Origin of the sequence: Radiobacillus deserti (genome assembly GCF_007301515.1) — a bacterium.
Classification (GTDB): Bacteria; Bacillota; Bacilli; order Bacillales; family Amphibacillaceae; genus Radiobacillus; species Radiobacillus deserti.
In genome coordinates, this window is record NZ_CP041666.1 from 171,433 (window position 1) to 186,987 (window position 15,555).

General features: G+C 43.7%; 11 protein-coding genes, 11 tRNA genes and 3 rRNA genes. 20 read left to right on the top strand and 5 right to left on the bottom strand.

Features of this window, described 5'->3' with window-relative positions; all coding sequences use genetic code 11:
- Nucleotides 1–95: 95 nt before the first annotated feature.
- Together FN924_RS00940 and FN924_RS00945 are read right to left on the bottom strand one after the other, a co-directional pair.
- Nucleotides 96–725, bottom strand: coding sequence for a TetR/AcrR family transcriptional regulator (locus tag FN924_RS00940; protein ID WP_143891670.1), 630 nt, complete (start codon nucleotides 723–725; stop codon nucleotides 96–98).
- Nucleotides 679–1,962 (bottom strand): MFS transporter, encoded by a 1,284-nt coding sequence (locus tag FN924_RS00945; protein WP_228409523.1) that lies wholly within the window; start codon nucleotides 1,960–1,962, stop codon nucleotides 679–681. The genes FN924_RS00940 and FN924_RS00945 overlap by 47 nt, the downstream gene beginning before the upstream one ends.
- A 439-nt stretch (nucleotides 1,963–2,401) precedes the next feature.
- Here FN924_RS00945 and cwlD point away from each other — a divergent pair, with 439 nt between their 5' ends.
- A complete protein-coding gene (gene cwlD / locus FN924_RS00950; protein ID WP_143891671.1) occupies nucleotides 2,402–3,112 on the top strand; it encodes an N-acetylmuramoyl-L-alanine amidase CwlD in 711 nt (236 codons plus the stop codon).
- Between the two features lie 84 nt (nucleotides 3,113–3,196).
- Entirely contained in the window at nucleotides 3,197–4,240 is a 1,044-nt protein-coding gene (locus FN924_RS00955) for an Mrp/NBP35 family ATP-binding protein (protein ID WP_143891672.1), read from the top strand.
- Nucleotides 4,241–4,286: 46 nt separating this feature from the next.
- On the opposite strand, the gene gerD is transcribed toward FN924_RS00955, so the two are convergent.
- Nucleotides 4,287–4,895, bottom strand: a complete 609-nt coding sequence (gerD, locus tag FN924_RS00960; RefSeq protein WP_143891673.1) for a spore germination lipoprotein GerD — start codon at nucleotides 4,893–4,895, stop codon at nucleotides 4,287–4,289.
- Nucleotides 4,896–5,033: 138 nt separating this feature from the next.
- Here gerD and FN924_RS00965 point away from each other — a divergent pair, with 138 nt between their 5' ends.
- Nucleotides 5,034–5,636 (top strand): KinB-signaling pathway activation protein, encoded by a 603-nt coding sequence (locus FN924_RS00965; protein WP_143891674.1) that lies wholly within the window; start codon nucleotides 5,034–5,036, stop codon nucleotides 5,634–5,636.
- 15 nt (nucleotides 5,637–5,651) lie between these two features.
- Here FN924_RS00965 and pdaB read toward each other — a convergent pair whose 3' ends face one another.
- Nucleotides 5,652–6,413: a polysaccharide deacetylase family sporulation protein PdaB gene (pdaB, locus tag FN924_RS00970; protein WP_143891675.1), complete on the bottom strand. Its 762-nt coding sequence runs from the start codon at nucleotides 6,411–6,413 to the stop codon at nucleotides 5,652–5,654.
- A 141-nt stretch (nucleotides 6,414–6,554) separates the two neighbouring features.
- On the opposite strand from pdaB, the gene FN924_RS00975 reads away from it, so the two are divergent.
- From FN924_RS00975 to rocF, 16 genes are all read left to right on the top strand, one after another.
- Complete coding sequence (locus tag FN924_RS00975) at nucleotides 6,555–6,776, top strand: hypothetical protein (RefSeq protein WP_143897067.1); 222 nt, start codon at nucleotides 6,555–6,557, stop codon at nucleotides 6,774–6,776.
- Nucleotides 6,777–7,207: 431 nt separating this feature from the next.
- Nucleotides 7,208–8,768: ribosomal RNA gene (locus tag FN924_RS00980) — 16S ribosomal RNA — on the top strand.
- A gap of 117 nt (nucleotides 8,769–8,885) precedes the next feature.
- Nucleotides 8,886–8,962: transfer RNA gene (locus FN924_RS00985), tRNA-Ile, on the top strand.
- A gap of 10 nt (nucleotides 8,963–8,972) precedes the next feature.
- Nucleotides 8,973–9,048: transfer RNA gene (locus tag FN924_RS00990), tRNA-Ala, on the top strand.
- A 134-nt stretch (nucleotides 9,049–9,182) separates the two neighbouring features.
- Nucleotides 9,183–12,098, top strand: a 23S ribosomal RNA gene (locus FN924_RS00995).
- A 304-nt stretch (nucleotides 12,099–12,402) separates the two neighbouring features.
- Nucleotides 12,403–12,518 (top strand): 5S ribosomal RNA (gene rrf, locus FN924_RS01000).
- Together the 16S, 23S and 5S rRNA genes with 11 tRNA genes alongside form the textbook arrangement of a ribosomal RNA operon.
- A 69-nt stretch (nucleotides 12,519–12,587) precedes the next feature.
- Nucleotides 12,588–12,662: transfer RNA gene (locus tag FN924_RS01005), tRNA-Asn, on the top strand.
- Nucleotides 12,663–12,665: 3 nt separating this feature from the next.
- Nucleotides 12,666–12,738: transfer RNA gene (locus FN924_RS01010), tRNA-Thr, on the top strand.
- Nucleotides 12,739–12,758: 20 nt separating this feature from the next.
- Nucleotides 12,759–12,833, top strand: a tRNA-Glu gene (locus tag FN924_RS01015).
- A 97-nt stretch (nucleotides 12,834–12,930) separates the two neighbouring features.
- Nucleotides 12,931–13,006, top strand: a tRNA-Val gene (locus FN924_RS01020).
- Between the two features lie 3 nt (nucleotides 13,007–13,009).
- Nucleotides 13,010–13,087 (top strand) — tRNA-Thr (locus FN924_RS01025).
- Nucleotides 13,088–13,143: 56 nt separating this feature from the next.
- Nucleotides 13,144–13,229 (top strand) — tRNA-Tyr (locus FN924_RS01030).
- A 50-nt stretch (nucleotides 13,230–13,279) separates the two neighbouring features.
- Nucleotides 13,280–13,355 (top strand) — tRNA-Lys (locus FN924_RS01035).
- 37 nt (nucleotides 13,356–13,392) lie between these two features.
- Nucleotides 13,393–13,465 (top strand) — tRNA-Lys (locus tag FN924_RS01040).
- Nucleotides 13,466–13,481: 16 nt separating this feature from the next.
- Nucleotides 13,482–13,557, top strand: a tRNA-Ala gene (locus tag FN924_RS01045).
- A 130-nt stretch (nucleotides 13,558–13,687) separates the two neighbouring features.
- Entirely contained in the window at nucleotides 13,688–14,590 is a 903-nt protein-coding gene (gene rocF, locus FN924_RS01050) for an arginase (protein WP_143891676.1), read from the top strand.
- Between the two features lie 53 nt (nucleotides 14,591–14,643).
- Here the strand turns inward: rocF and FN924_RS01055 are convergent, their stop codons facing one another.
- Nucleotides 14,644–14,796, bottom strand: a complete 153-nt coding sequence (locus FN924_RS01055; protein ID WP_228409524.1) for an aspartyl-phosphate phosphatase Spo0E family protein — start codon at nucleotides 14,794–14,796, stop codon at nucleotides 14,644–14,646.
- 188 nt (nucleotides 14,797–14,984) lie between these two features.
- Between FN924_RS01055 and sigW the strand changes: the two genes are divergently transcribed.
- Nucleotides 14,985–15,548, top strand: coding sequence for an RNA polymerase sigma factor SigW (gene sigW / locus FN924_RS01060; RefSeq protein ID WP_143891677.1), 564 nt, complete (start codon nucleotides 14,985–14,987; stop codon nucleotides 15,546–15,548).
- Nucleotides 15,549–15,555 lie beyond the last annotated feature (7 nt).

The window sequence follows — 15,555 nt, forward strand, 5'->3', positions numbered from 1 at the left end:
GGCTATTTGAGGTGGGGACTTAATCTATAGTAGTCCGCGTATGTACCGAAGAATTGGCATTGTAAAAAAAATAAAGCAATAGAAAAAGATGAATCTTATGATTCACCTTTTTTAACTCCAAGCGCCATTTTCAGATAGTCGACAAAAAGCTCAGATTGCTGTTTCACTCTTACGTCTTCGGCTGGTAATAATGCATGATCTAGAGCGAGTCCATCTATGAAGGTGATTATCGACTGCGCAATGACGGAAGCGTCATATTGCTTGCTAAACTCTCCGTGCTTTTGGCCAGCCTCAATTATATTTTGGTAAAGTTTTTTTCCATTATAATATCTCTCGTAAGCAAATGCTCTTCTTCTATCATCGTTTTTGCCTGTGATGAAGAATTCGAGGTTAACAGAAGCTAAAGGGTCCATAGAATCATCAATCGTGATATCATCCCCAAATACCCTTGTTAAAAGAAGATGCCAATAGGAGTCTACTTTTTCTTGTAGTAAGGTATCTGTGTGCGTGACCTCCCCTTGTAATGCTTCAGCTAAAATCGCTTCAAACAAGTCTTCTTTGTTAGAAAAGTAATGATAGAGTCCACCTCTACTTACACCAGCTGCCTCCATGACATCCTTCATGGTCGTTTTTTCATATCCTAGTTCTCTAAATACTTGTTTCGCAGCTTCTAAAATATTAGTTCGTCGCTGCTCCAGATGTTCTTGACTTACTTTCGGGGACATGTTCCTCTCTCCCATCAATCTTGTGTCTCAAAATCAGTCCAATGACGGACATCATAATTAAAATAGAACCTGTAATGATAAAGGTTGGAATTACTCCTATTATGGTTGATAACCATCCTCCAAGTAAAGGGCCGATAATTGTAGCCGTTGTAGTTACGCTATTCACGACACCAAATACTTTTCCTGTCATATGAACGGGGGTGTTCATTTGAACGGTTGCATGGAAAGGAACAAACACAAATCCTGCAGTAAACCCAGCTATGAAAGCAAAAAGGGTACACCAGACTGTTGAAAGGCCAAAGTCAAAAAACGTAAAGAGAGCCATTAATCCAAAACCTAGTCCAACTCCTGAAACACCAATTAGCATCATGATAATAGGATTATAGTCCGTCTTCTTTGTGAGGTAGAGTCCGGATAAAAAGGTTCCTGCACCTGCAGCTGTTACTGCATAACCAAATAAATCAGGAGATGCATAAGTTAGCTCTCTTAACAAAACAATAATCTGGGAGTCGGATAGCTGCAGTACTAATAAACTAGAGCCGAGAAAAAGAAGACCTACCAGCATAAAAGAATGCTGTTTTACAAAAGTAAACCCACTTGCTAATTCTTTGAAGAAAGAAGTGCTGTTTGTATCTTTTTTCTCGTCCCTTTCTTCCTTTTCCTCTACTACTATGACGACTGCTTTTGGTAGGAAACATAATAGTAATGCAGATAGTAAAAAGGTTGCAGAATCTATGAAGAACACGGGCTTTGCCCCAAATGCGGTAACGAGAACCCCACTCAGTAACGGCCCTAGGATCTTCGTACTTGAATCAATCATAGATGTGATGGACATGGCACTTCTCATATCATCGTCGGGTACTAATTCTTTAAGCTTTGCATTTTTTGCGGGGATAAACACTGCTGAAAACATCCCAACAGAGAATAAGCAAATATAAACCATCCAGATGGTATCAGCAAACGCTAGAAAAAAGATAAGCATGGCGCGAATCAAATCAGACGAGATCATAAGTGTTTTTCGATTCAGTCGATCTGCGACCACTCCTGCTACCGGTCCAAACAGAGCCATCGGAATGGCCAAACACAACATAATCAGCGAAACTTCTAGCGGACTTGCATTCCACTTCAATCCAACCATCGTTATAATCGCAACAATGCTTAACCAATCTCCGATACTTGAAATTGCCTGCGCACCAATCAATGTCAGATAGCCTTTATTTTTCAATAACGAAGTCAAGTCCATCATCCCCCTAAAACGACAATAGTGTCTATTTATTTTGATTATAACGACATTGATGTCGTTTTTCAACCCCTTGTAGAAAAAACGTACAGACATTTAAAATACCTTTAATTAAAGATATTTGTATAATTTCTGTATAGATGTATCGACGGAAGCAGGATAAATCGGCATCTAAGCAGAGGGAAAACAGATGATACTAACATATGAGTATCCAGCAAGCGCACAGATGTTATTACTTGGAGGAATGTTTGGGAATAGAATTAGCTTACAAGCGGTTGGAGGAACAAGCTAAAGTTTTAAAAGAAATCCTCTAAGAAAAAAGGTCCGTCATGAATCTAATCATTACGGGCTTTTGATGTGTGGCAACAGACTGTCATAAATCTATTCCTTGTCCCATATAGTGAGAGAATAAGAGGTGTTTTTAGGGGGGACAGGGATGAAACGGGCCGTTAAGGTACTAAGTTGGTTGATGGGAGTAGTCGTTCTTATTTTGCTTATTCAATATCCGATACAGAAAAGTAAGGACTCATGGGAATCCTGGTCTTTACCTTTATCTGGGGAAATCATTGTTATTGATCCGGGACACGGTGGCCCAGATGGAGGAGCGGTTGGAAAAGACAATACATTAGAAAAAGATATTGCCCTAGAAGTTTCGAAAATATTAAGAGATTATTTACAACAGTCTGGAGCTTTGGTATATCTAACACGAGAATCAGATAGGGATCTAGCTGATGATGACACCGCAGGATTGGCTAGGAGAAAGGTAGAGGATATTCGTAACCGTGTAAGTTTTATTAAAGAAAAACAAGCAGATCTTTTTGTGAGTATTCATCTGAATGCTCTTCCATCCACGAAATGGAGCGGTGCACAAGCTTTTTATTATCCATCTTTAGATGCCAGCGAGAACTTAGCGAAATTAATTCAATCGGAAATTAAACGGAATCTAGAGAATACAAACAGAGAGGCATTAGCGCTAAATGGAATGTACTTACTTAAACATGCGGAAACACCAGGGGCGTTAGTGGAAATTGGCTTTTTGTCGAATGAACATGAGCGGGAGCTTTTAAAAACGAACTCCTATCAAAGGAAAATAGCTGCAAGTATCTATGAAGGGATACTAAGACAAGCGGCTGGGGAGGAAGAATAACACTATCCAATCGTATTACTAATGGTAAAAAACGAGTTGTGGTATACTACAAAAGAACAACATCGTTAAAGGATGGTGAACGAATTGCTTACAAAGGAACAAGTAATAGAACTCCTTAATCCAATAGAAGATCCGTTTTTACATACTACCTTCGAGAAAACGGGTGCCATACAGGAAATTACAATAAAAGAAGACAAGAAGCATGTAAGCGTGAAGCTCGCAATTGGACAAACAAATACGGGTGAACAAATGCAGCTCCAACAGCAAGTTGTCAATGTACTGAAGCGTGGAGGAGCGGCAACAGTAGGACTTCGTTTTGAACAATTGCCAGACGATGTCATTGCCACTTATCAACCGACGGAAGAGAAGCAACCTACTTTATTGGATGGCAACACGAAATTTTTGGCAATTGCTAGTGGAAAAGGTGGCGTAGGGAAATCAACGGTAACCGTCAACTTAGCAGTGGCGCTAGCTCGTCTAGGTAAAAAAGTAGGAATCGTAGACGCAGATATCTACGGATTTAGTGTGCCTGATATGATGGGAGTGGAGAAGCGGCCAGCAGTTGAAAACGAAAAAATCATTCCAGTGGAACGATTCGGAGTAAAAGTCATTTCCATGGGATTTTTCGTAGAAGATAATTCCCCTATTATTTGGAGAGGTCCAATGCTAGGAAAAATGCTAACCAGCTTCTTTAAAGAAGTAGAGTGGGGAGAGCTTGACTACCTCCTTCTTGATTTACCACCGGGTACAGGAGACATTGCGTTAGATGTTCATTCTATGCTTCCGTCTTCTAAAGAAATAATCGTCACGACCCCACATCCAACTGCAGCATTTGTGGCAGCGCGTGCGGGTCAAATGGCCTTGCAAACAGAGCATGAAATTCTTGGGGTTATTGAAAACATGGCTTACTTTGAAAGTAAAGTGACTGGTGAAAAAGAGTATGTATTTGGACAAGGCGGCGGAGAAAAGCTTGCAGAAGTATTAAATACGAGTGTCATCGGCCAGCTCCCTTTACAGCAGCCTTTTAAAGAAGAAGGGGTATTCGCTCCTTCTGTTTATCAAGAGGATCATCCAACAGGAGAGATTTTCAAGGAAATCGCTCAAAAAGTTATAACGAGTTATGAGTAAAACTTAAAAGAAGAGCTAATAACAGCTCTTCTTTTTTTGTTATCCGTTATTGCCCTTGACCTTGCTCTTTTTTCTGACCACCACCGCTTTTTTCCTCTGGTTTTTTCATTTCCTCAGCAGCTTTAAGGACAATTTCACTAACCTTGGCTTTGAATGCTGGAGTTTCGATGGTTTCTTGAATCACTTTTTCCAAATTCTCACGGAATTTTTGACTCGTTAGTACGTTCATCATTTGCTCTTCCATTTCAGGATTCTTCAAAATATCCATCATTTTCTTTTGATATTCCGAATCTGCCATTAAGGATTTCATAATATCTTTTTGTTGATCTTGAAGTGTTTTTCCGAATTCCTCCACAAATTTAGGATCAGAAAACATTTTGGACCAGAATTCTTTCCCTTTGTCTGAAGTTAAGGCATCTGTAATGGATTGTTTCACAACATCCGATTCAATGACATATTTTTGCTGCATTTCACCATCTGTCAAAACTTCCGTAATTGCCTTTTTTCCTTCATCTGTTTTTAATATATCTGTAACCATTTTTTTGGTCGTATCATAATCAGCTTGTTCGCCATTTGCTGCTCCACCACCGGCCCCACAGGCTGTTAAAATTAGAAAAGAAATGAACAGGATCATGCGGCAAAGTTGTTTATTCATTCTTTTCAACTCCTCAATTTAGGTTGAGTCATACTTTTAATATGAGTCCAATTCTAAAAAATATGTGCTTGAAAAGGTAAAATAAAAGGATTCATGATAAAATACGATTGGAAGACAGCAAGATAGGGGGAAAAAATCTTGAATAGTCGCAATTGGGTTCGTATGTTTTTACGTACTTTATTCTTAGGGGCAGGAGCCACTTTAATCACAAGCTTTTTTGTACAAGCATCCACATATATGGAATATTTGGCTCCATTAGACCTCTTTCAGTTATTAGGAGTACTAATTTTCTTTATTGGACTAGGCTTAGTGTTTAGTTTAGTCAGTCAGATGGGGTTCTTTGCTTACTTGACGGTTAATCAGCTTGGCTTAAGTATGTTAAAAGGATTTTGGGCACCACTTCAATCATTATTGATATTGTTTACGCTATTTGATCTAGTTTATTTTCGCTATAAAGCATCAGATGGAGAAACATCTATCCTTGTATATTTAGCAGTAGCTGTATTTCTGTTTGTGTATGGGTGGGTTGTCTCTGCAAAGAAAGCAAATGAGACTAACCGAAATGCTTTTATCCCAGCTCTTTTCTTTATGGTCGTTGTGACATCTATAGAATGGGTCCCTGGACTTCGTACTAGTGGAAGTGATTATTCGTGGTTAATGATCGTTCCTTTATTATTATATAACACCTATCAATTACTCATTCTCCACAAATTAAATGATACGAAAAAAGAGCAGTCATAGGCTGCTCTTTCGTTCCTATTCAATTAATGTAGATTTTGCATTAGCACGAGTAATTAGCTCGGAGACATGTACATATTCAAATCCTTTGTTCTTTAAACCAGGTAGTATGGTATCCAAGGCTTTTGGTGTTTGTTTTACTGAATCAGAGGCATGCATCAGGATGATATCCCCTTTCTGAGTATTTCCCATAACAGTATCAATAATTTTTTGTGTCCCTGGGTTTTCCCAATCATTCGGATTCACAGACCATTGAACTACTTTATAGCCTTGATCTTCTGCGATTTTTAGAATCTCTTTATTAAAATGTCCACTTGGTGGCCGTAGTAACTTTATGTCCTTATACCCTTGCTTTGAAAAAATTTCTCTAGCGTAGGACAAATCTTTTCTAACTTGCTCTGGCTCCATTTTAAGATAACTTTTGTATCGATACCCCATCATTCCAAGTTCGTGCCCATCCTCGGTTATCTTTTTTAGAAGATTAGGGTGGCGTTCTGCCCATTCCCCAATTACAAAAAATGTGGCCTTTACTTTATACTTCCTTAGTTTTTCTAAAATAGGCTCCACTTTCTCGTTTCCGTAGCTAATATTAAAGGTAAGTGCAATATTGGGGTCTTTCGCACTTCCTTTACTTAAAGCGGCTGGATCTTCCTTAGAAGAAAAAACAGAAAATGCTCCGTCTGTTTCTATCCATAGAAATAATGCTGTAAATAGTGCGGCAATAATGGTCAGCATCCAACGCTTTATTTTCCCCGGTCTCCACACATAAAAGTGACTCAAAACCTCTCCCTCCTTTTATGGACTTGCTTTATTTTATGATTCGGTTTGTCCAATATGAATAAATGACTACGTTTTACTCATAATAAAAGTGGGAAAGTTGGTACAAGATAGAATGGAAACCTTTGATAAGGGGTGAGTGGATTGTTAGGGATGCTTGTTTCTGACATGGAGAAAAAAGAACTTTCTTACTTAATAAAGAGAGAACTTGAAGAAATATTGTTGGATATGGAAGATAAACGAATAGATCAATTAGTAAGGCAGGCAATGAAAGAAAGATACCAAACGTTGTTTCAATTGTTTCGCAGAGTAGCAAATGAAAATGAGTGTTTAAAATACGTACCTCAAAAACGCAACTTTAAGTAACCATTTTTTGAACTATTACATAGTTGCTAAATAGAGTATATAATGTGGTGGTTATATACTCTATTTTATTTTGCTTTCGTAAATATAAATTAATTGTCTAAAGCAATCGTTTTTTGATAATTTACTATTGAAATTAGTTTTAGTATATGCTATATTATTTTTTGTTGTCAGTTGAGTAAGACAAGCGCTAAGAAATTATCTAAACAATTTATTTTAAAAAATTGTTGACATAGTTTTTAAGTCGTGATATGATATATTTCGTCGCTAAAACGACAGCGAAAGATTTGATCCTTGAAAACTGAACAAAACAACCAGTATGTTAAGTAAGATTTTAGCTAGCTTTTTAAATTGAGCGAGCAAACACCAATGAGACAGCTTAAGTTCGCGACGTCCTGTCGCAACAGCTGCATTAGCACATCCGTGTGCGTCATCTATTGGAGAGTTTGATCTTGGCTCAGGACGAACGCTGGCGGCGTGCCTAATACATGCAAGTCGAGCGCGGGAAGCTATCTGACCCCTTCGGGGTGACGATAGTGGAACGAGCGGCGGACGGGTGAGTAACACGTGGGTAACCTGCCTATGAGACTGGGATAACTCCGGGAAACCGGGGCTAATACCGGATAACACTTTTTCCTGCATGGGAGAAAGTTGAAAGGCGGCTTTTGCTGTCACTTATAGATGGACCCGCGGCGCATTAGCTAGTTGGTAGGGTAACGGCCTACCAAGGCAACGATGCGTAGCCGACCTGAGAGGGTGATCGGCCACACTGGGACTGAGACACGGCCCAGACTCCTACGGGAGGCAGCAGTAGGGAATCTTCCGCAATGGACGAAAGTCTGACGGAGCAACGCCGCGTGAACGATGAAGGTTTTCGGATCGTAAAGTTCTGTTGTTAGGGAAGAACACGTACAAGAGTAACTGCTTGTACCTTGACGGTACCTAACGAGAAAGCCCCGGCTAACTACGTGCCAGCAGCCGCGGTAATACGTAGGGGGCAAGCGTTGTCCGGAATTATTGGGCGTAAAGCGCGCGCAGGCGGTTCCTTAAGTCTGATGTGAAAGCCCACGGCTTAACCGTGGAGGGTCATTGGAAACTGGGGAACTTGAGTGCAGAAGAGGAGAGTGGAATTCCACGTGTAGCGGTGAAATGCGTAGAGATGTGGAGGAACACCAGTGGCGAAGGCGACTCTCTGGTCTGTAACTGACGCTGAGGCGCGAAAGCGTGGGGAGCGAACAGGATTAGATACCCTGGTAGTCCACGCCGTAAACGATGAGTGCTAGGTGTTAGGGGGTTTCCGCCCCTTAGTGCTGAAGTTAACGCATTAAGCACTCCGCCTGGGGAGTACGGCCGCAAGGCTGAAACTCAAAAGAATTGACGGGGGCCCGCACAAGCGGTGGAGCATGTGGTTTAATTCGAAGCAACGCGAAGAACCACCAGGTCTTGACATCCTCTGACCACCCTAGAGATAGGGCGTTCCCTTCGGGGACAGAGTGACAGGTGGTGCATGGTTGTCGTCAGCTCGTGTCGTGAGATGTTGGGTTAAGTCCCGCAACGAGCGCAACCCTTGATCTTAGTTGCCAGCATTTAGTTGGGCACTCTAAGGTGACTGCCGGTGACAAACCGGAGGAAGGTGGGGATGACGTCAAATCATCATGCCCCTTATGACCTGGGCTACACACGTGCTACAATGGATGGTACAAAGGGCAGCGAAGCCGTGAGGTGAAGCAAATCCCATAAAACCATTCTCAGTTCGGATTGTAGGCTGCAACTCGCCTACATGAAGCCGGAATCGCTAGTAATCGCGGATCAGCATGCCGCGGTGAATACGTTCCCGGGCCTTGTACACACCGCCCGTCACACCACGAGAGTTGGCAACACCCGAAGTCGGTGAGGTAACCTTTTAGGAGCCAGCCGCCGAAGGTGGGGCCAATGATTGGGGTGAAGTCGTAACAAGGTAGCCGTATCGGAAGGTGCGGCTGGATCACCTCCTTTCTAAGGAAAGATAACGGAAGCCAGCTCTTCGGAGCTGGTCAGAGACATACTTGGTTGTTTGGTTCAGTTTTGAGGGATTAAATCAATCCTTCCTATAATTGAAATTCCTTTCAGGATGGGCCTGTAGCTCAGCTGGTTAGAGCGCACGCCTGATAAGCGTGAGGTCGGTGGTTCGAGTCCACTCAGGCCCACCATCCTAAATACGGGGCCTTAGCTCAGCTGGGAGAGCGCCTGCTTTGCACGCAGGAGGTCAGCGGTTCGATCCCGCTAGGCTCCACCATACAATTTATTGTACCTTGAAAACTAGATAAGAGTATTAGGAAGTGAAGGCGACTGCTCAGGAGAGTTAGGAGCCGGAACTAGACTAAACAAGACATCAATTTTAGTAAAGACCACGTCTTTTCACAGACTATTAGTTAAGTGAAGAAGGGCGCACGGTGGATGCCTTGGCACTAGGAGCCGAAGAAGGACGGGACGAACACCGATATGTCTCGGGGAGCCGTACGTAGGCGTTGATCCGGGAATTTCCGAATGGGGAAACCCACTGCTCGTAATGGAGTAGTACCTATATCTGAATCCATAGGATATAGGAGGCAGACCTGGGGAACTGAAACATCTTAGTACCCAGAGGAAGAGAAAGCAAATGCGATTTCCTGAGTAGCGGCGAGCGAAACGGAAACAGCCCAAACCAGAAAGCTTGCTTTCTGGGGTTGTAGGACACTCTATACGGAGTTACAAAGAAATAGTGTAGACGAATCGATCTGGAACGATCAGCCGAAGAAGGTAAGAGCCCTGTAATCGAAAGACTGTTTCCTCCAGAGTGGATCCTGAGTACGGCGGAACACGTGAAATTCCGTCGGAATCCGGGAGGACCATCTCCCAAGGCTAAATACTCCCTAGTGACCGATAGTGAACCAGTACCGTGAGGGAAAGGTGAAAAGCACCCCGGGAGGGGAGTGAAAGAGAACCTGAAACCGTGTGCCTACAAGTAGTCGGAGCCCATTAACGGGTGACGGCGTACCTTTTGTAGAATGGACCGGCGAGTTACGATCTCTTGCAAGGTTAAGTCGTATAGACGGAGCCGCAGCGAAAGCGAGTCTGAATAGGGCGTTGTAGTAAGGGGTCGTAGACCCGAAACCGTGTGATCTACCCATGTCCAGGGTGAAGGTCAGGTAACACTGACTGGAGGCCCGAACCCACGCACGTTGAAAAGTGCGGGGATGAGGTGTGGGTAGGGGTGAAATGCCAATCGAACACGGAGATAGCTGGTTCTCTCCGAAATAGCTTTAGGGCTAGCCTCAAGAAATGAGTACTGGAGGTAGAGCACTGATTGGACTAGGGGCCCTCATCGGGTTACCGAATTCAGTCAAACTCCGAATGCCAGCTACTTTATCTTGGGAGTCAGACTATGGGTGATAAGGTTCATAGTCGAAAGGGAAACAGCCCAGACCACCAGCTAAGGTCCCCAAGTATACGTTAAGTGGAAAAGGATGTGGAGTTGCTTAGACAACCAGGATGTTGGCTTAGAAGCAGCCACCATTTAAAGAGTGCGTAATAGCTCACTGGTCGAGTGACTCTGCGCCGAAAATGTACCGGGGCTAAACGTATCACCGAAGCTGTGGATTGTTCTTACGAACAATGGTAGGAGAGCGTTCTAAGTGCAGCGAAGTCAGACCGTAAGGACTGGTGGAGCGCTTAGAAGTGAGAATGCCGGTATGAGTAGCGAAAAAGAAGTGAGAATCTTCTTCACCGAATGCCTAAGGTTTCCTGAGGAAGGCTCGTCCGCTCAGGGTTAGTCAGGACCTAAGCCGAGGCCGAAAGGCGTAGGCGATGGACAACAGGTTGATATTCCTGTACCACCTCCTTTCCGTTTGAACGACGGGGGGACGCAGTAGGATAGGGAAAGCGCGCCGCTGGATGAGCGCGTCCAAGCAGTGAGTGAGTCAGATAGGCAAATCCGTCTGGCAATCACAAGCTGTGATGGGGAGGGAAATATAGTACCGAAGTTCCTGATTTCACACTGCCAAGAAAAGCCTCTAGTGAGGAAAGAGGTGCCTGTACCGCAAACCGACACAGGTAGGCGAGGAGAGAATCCTAAGGTGATCGGGAGAACTCTCGTTAAGGAACTCGGCAAAATGACCCCGTAACTTCGGGAGAAGGGGTGCTTCTTGCATGAGAAGCCGCAGTGAAAAGGCCCAAGCGACTGTTTAGCAAAAACACAGGTCTCTGCGAAGCCGAAAGGCGAAGTATAGGGGCTGACACCTGCCCGGTGCTGGAAGGTTAAGGGGATGCGTTAGCTTCGGCGAAGCGTTGAACCGAAGCCCCAGTAAACGGCGGCCGTAACTATAACGGTCCTAAGGTAGCGAAATTCCTTGTCGGGTAAGTTCCGACCCGCACGAAAGGTGCAACGACTTGGGCACTGTCTCAACGAGAGACCCGGTGAAATTATACTATGCGTGAAGATGCGCATTACCCGCGACAGGACGGAAAGACCCCGTGGAGCTTTACTGTAGCCTGATATTGAATGTTGGTACAGCTTGTACAGGATAGGTGGGAGCCTGAGAAACCGGAGCGCTAGCTTCGGTGGAGGCGCTGGTGGGATACCACCCTGGCTGTACGGACCTTCTAACCCAGGACCGTGATCCGGTTCGGAGACAGTGTCAGGTGGGCAGTTTGACTGGGGCGGTCGCCTCCCAAAGAGTAACGGAGGCGCCCAAAGGTTCCCTCAGAATGGTTGGAAATCATTCGAAGAGTGTAAAGGCAGAAGGGAGCTTGACTGCGAGACCTACAAGTCGAGCAGGGACGAAAGTCGGGCTTAGTGATCCGGTGGTTCCGCATGGAAGGGCCATCGCTCAACGGATAAAAGCTACCCCGGGGATAACAGGCTTATCTCCCCCAAGAGTCCACATCGACGGGGAGGTTTGGCACCTCGATGTCGGCTCATCGCATCCTGGGGCTGTAGTCGGTCCCAAGGGTTGGGCTGTTCGCCCATTAAAGCGGTACGCGAGCTGGGTTCAGAACGTCGTGAGACAGTTCGGTCCCTATCCGTCGTGGGCGTTGGAAGTTTGAGAGGAGCTGTCCTTAGTACGAGAGGACCGGGATGGACACACCGCTGGTGCACCAGTTGTTCCGCCAGGAGCATAGCTGGGTAGCTACGTGTGGAAGGGATAAGTGCTGAAAGCATCTAAGCATGAAGCCCCCCTCAAGATGAGACTTCCCATCATTTTAAATGAGTAAGATCCCTCAGAGACGATGAGGTTGATAGGTTCGAGGTGGAAGCATGGTGACATGTGTAGCTGACGAATACTAATCGATCGAGGACTTAACTAAACTTATAAAGCGGAAACGACCGTTTAGGTCCGACCGTATAAGTAAGCTTACGTAAAGGCTGTGTTCTTTCAGCCTTGGAGTGAGATTGCTTATATCGGCGAGGACCTGGGAGTTGTAGCTAGATTGATTTGGTCTAAGCGTTTGATTGTCTAACTCTTATCTAGTTTTTAGGGTACAAACTCTATAAGGTCTAGTGATGGTAGCGGCGAGCAACGCTTCCGCCGAATAGACTACGAGTAACCCCGAAGCATTCTGCATCCTGAATAAGCTGGTAGATGCAGGGGTCCATAAAATTATTTTAAGGTCTAGTGATGATAGCGAAGAGGTCACACCTGTTCCCATGCCGAACACAGAAGTTAAGCTCTTCAGCGCCCATGGTAGTTGGGGCATTGCCCCTGCGAGAGTAGGACGTCGCTAGGCTGACCATCATTCCACATTAGGAATAACGAACAGCTCTGTGAAGCAAGGTATGTATTATACTGACATTATTCCACAGTAGCTCAGTGGTAGAGCAATCGGCTGTTAACCGATCGGTCGTAGGTTCGAATCCTACCTGTGGAGCCATCTGCTTCCATAGCTCAGTCGGTAGAGCGCTTCCATGGTAAGGAAGAGGTCGCCGGTTCAAGTCCGGCTGGAAGCTCTGTCAACTTTTTTAAAAATGGCCCGTTGGTCAAGTGGTTAAGACACCGCCCTTTCACGGCGGTAACACGGGTTCGAATCCCGTACGGGTCACCATTAATAGTTATAACCCAGAATAGTAGAGGGATAAAGGAAGGCATGTTAAGTACGCAACGTCCTGTTGCAACACATGCACTTGCACATCCTGTGCTGCGGAGGATTAGCTCAGCTGGGAGAGCACCTGCCTTACAAGCAGGGGGTCGCAGGTTCGAGCCCTGCATCCTCCACCATATGCCGGTCTAGCTCAATTGGTAGAGCGCAACTGACTTGTAATCAGTAGGTTGGGGGTTCAAGTCCTCTGGCCGGCACCATTTTATTATGTTTTGCATAAGATAAATATAAATGATATCTCAATGGTTATAATCTCGGAGGGATAGCGAAGTTGGCCAAACGCGGCGGACTGTAAATCCGCTCCCATCGGGTTCGTAGGTTCGAGTCCTACTCCCTCCACCATTTACATAGCATCAAATTTAAATAGTGCCTAATTTAGCACTCTTTTTTATTGGGCTATAGCCAAGCGGTAAGGCAACGGTTTTTTGGTACCGTCATGCGCTGGTTCGAATCCAGCTAGCCCAGCCATTTTTTATGTTTTTTGGACAAGCTATTTTTGAGTCATGAGCCATTAGCTCAGTTGGTAGAGCATCTGACTTTTAATCAGAGGGTCGCAGGTTCGAATCCTGCATGGCTCACTTTCTAACTTTATAGGGGGCCTTAGCTCAGCTGGGAGAGCGCCTGCTTTGCACGCAGGAGGTCAGCGGTTCGATCCCGCTAGGCTCCACCATATATGATTCTTAAAAGAGAATCATTTTTTATTATAAAAAATAAATATCGTATATATATGCAATATCATGTTAAGTTGAGTCATTTTGCCTTTTTTGTCTACAATAAGAGTAGATAAAGGAGGTTTTTCTATGAAAAAGCAATTATCTATAATTGGAGTACCAATGGACTTAGGTCAAAATCGCCGTGGGGTGGATATGGGACCAAGTGCCATTCGATATGCTGGCGTCATTGAAAGACTAGAACGACTGAATTACATAATAGACGATCTCGGTGATATTGAGATTTCTCGTCCGGATCGAAAAGAGCTTCAAGCAAACCAACGATTGAAGAATCTATCCGAGGTTGCTGACGGAAATGAACTACTGGCAAAGAAAGTGGACGAAGTAATTCAAGCCGGAAACTTTCCACTAGTGTTAGGTGGGGATCACAGTATTGCGATTGGCAGTCTGGCAGGCATTGCTAAACATCATAAGAACTTAGGTGTTATTTGGTATGATGCACATGGAGATTTAAACTCAGCTGATACATCTCCATCTGGGAATATTCACGGGATGCCACTAGCCGTGAATATTGGCATTGGTCATGAGCGATTAACGAATATCTTAGGTTATTCTCCAAAGATCAAGCCAGAAAATATTGTTATTATCGGTGCGCGTTCATTAGATCATGGGGAAAAGGAATTGATAAATGAACTAGGAATTCGCGTGTATAGCATGCACGAGATTGATCGAATGGGTATGGCTAAGGTAATGTCTGAAGTCATCGAATCTTTCAAGGGGAAAACAGATGGCGTGCATTTAAGTTTAGACTTAGATGGCTTAGATCCTAACGAAGCACCTGGGGTTGGTACTCCGGTAATCGGGGGACTTTCCTACAGAGAAAGCCATCTAGCTATGGAAATGTTGTCCGAATCAGATATTATTACCTCTGCAGAATTTGTGGAAGTAAATCCAATTCTTGATGAGAAAAACAAAACAGCATCCTTAGCAGTTGGCTTAATGGGTTCTTTATTTGGAGAAAAATTAAAATAAACAAAAAAACTCCCTTGTCGCTATTACGGCAAGGGAGTTCTATATATTCATGCTTAATAAACTCTTTGAAATTCAGAGATTAGGTAATCGAGACGTGTAATTGCTGTAACAACAGGTTCAGAGGTCAAGTCTTGGTACTGACTTAAAGAAATCATTTCTTGTCTGCTTTTCTCAATTTTTTCCATAAGTTGCAATTTATAATCCATGATTACCTCCTAAACTGATATAATGGAACTTGGTAGAGATTTACCCTACACAGCCTAGAAATAAACATTTCCTCTAAAGGAAAAACACTAAAAATACTCTATCAAAAAAATTACTACGCAAATGAAACCTTATCGGTCTGTCAATCGTATAGCAGTGGACCGCAAGTATTAGCGGAGGTATAAATTAGATGGAAACCGTTATAAAGCAAAAGATAAAACAGGTTAAAAAAGGGGATCATGCTGCATTTGAGGATGTGGTAACCTTTTATCAAAATAAAGTCTACCAAATATGTTTTCGTATGATCGGGAACAAGCATGAAGCAGAGGATTTAGCACAGGAAGCTTTCATAAGGGCGTTTGTAAATATACAATCCTTTGATAGTACGAAGAAGTTTTCTACCTGGCTATACCGTATTGCAACGAATGTTTCGATTGACCGTATTCGAAAAAAGAAGCCAGATTACTATTTGGATGCCGAAGTAAAAGGGACGGAAGGATTGGATATGTATTCCCAGTTATCCTCCGATCAACCCTTGCCAGAAGAAGAACTAGAGAGTCTTGAAATGCAAACGTATATCCAAAATGAGATTATGGCTTTACCTCCTAAGTATCGAAGTGTTATCGCATTAAGATATTTAGATGAGTTGTCTTTGTTGGAAATTAGTGAAATTCTAGATATACCAGTTGGCACAGTTAAAACTAGAATACATCGTGGCCGAGAAGCGCTGAAAAAAAGGCTTCGTAGTGTGTAAAGGAGTG

What these genes read in the sequence shown, in the direction of transcription:
- FN924_RS00940 (WP_143891670.1), bottom strand. Translation starts at nt 725, where the DNA reads ATGTCCCCGAAAGTAAGTCAAGAACATCTGGAGCAGCGACGAACTAAT.
- cwlD (WP_143891671.1), top strand. Translation starts at nt 2,402, where the DNA reads ATGAAACGGGCCGTTAAGGTACTAAGTTGGTTGATGGGAGTAGTCGTT.
- gerD (WP_143891673.1), bottom strand. Translation starts at nt 4,895, where the DNA reads ATGAATAAACAACTTTGCCGCATGATCCTGTTCATTTCTTTTCTAATT.
- rocF (WP_143891676.1), top strand. Translation starts at nt 13,688, where the DNA reads ATGAAAAAGCAATTATCTATAATTGGAGTACCAATGGACTTAGGTCAA.
- FN924_RS01055 (WP_228409524.1), bottom strand. Translation starts at nt 14,796, where the DNA reads ATGGATTATAAATTGCAACTTATGGAAAAAATTGAGAAAAGCAGACAA.
- sigW (WP_143891677.1), top strand. Translation starts at nt 14,985, where the DNA reads ATGGAAACCGTTATAAAGCAAAAGATAAAACAGGTTAAAAAAGGGGAT.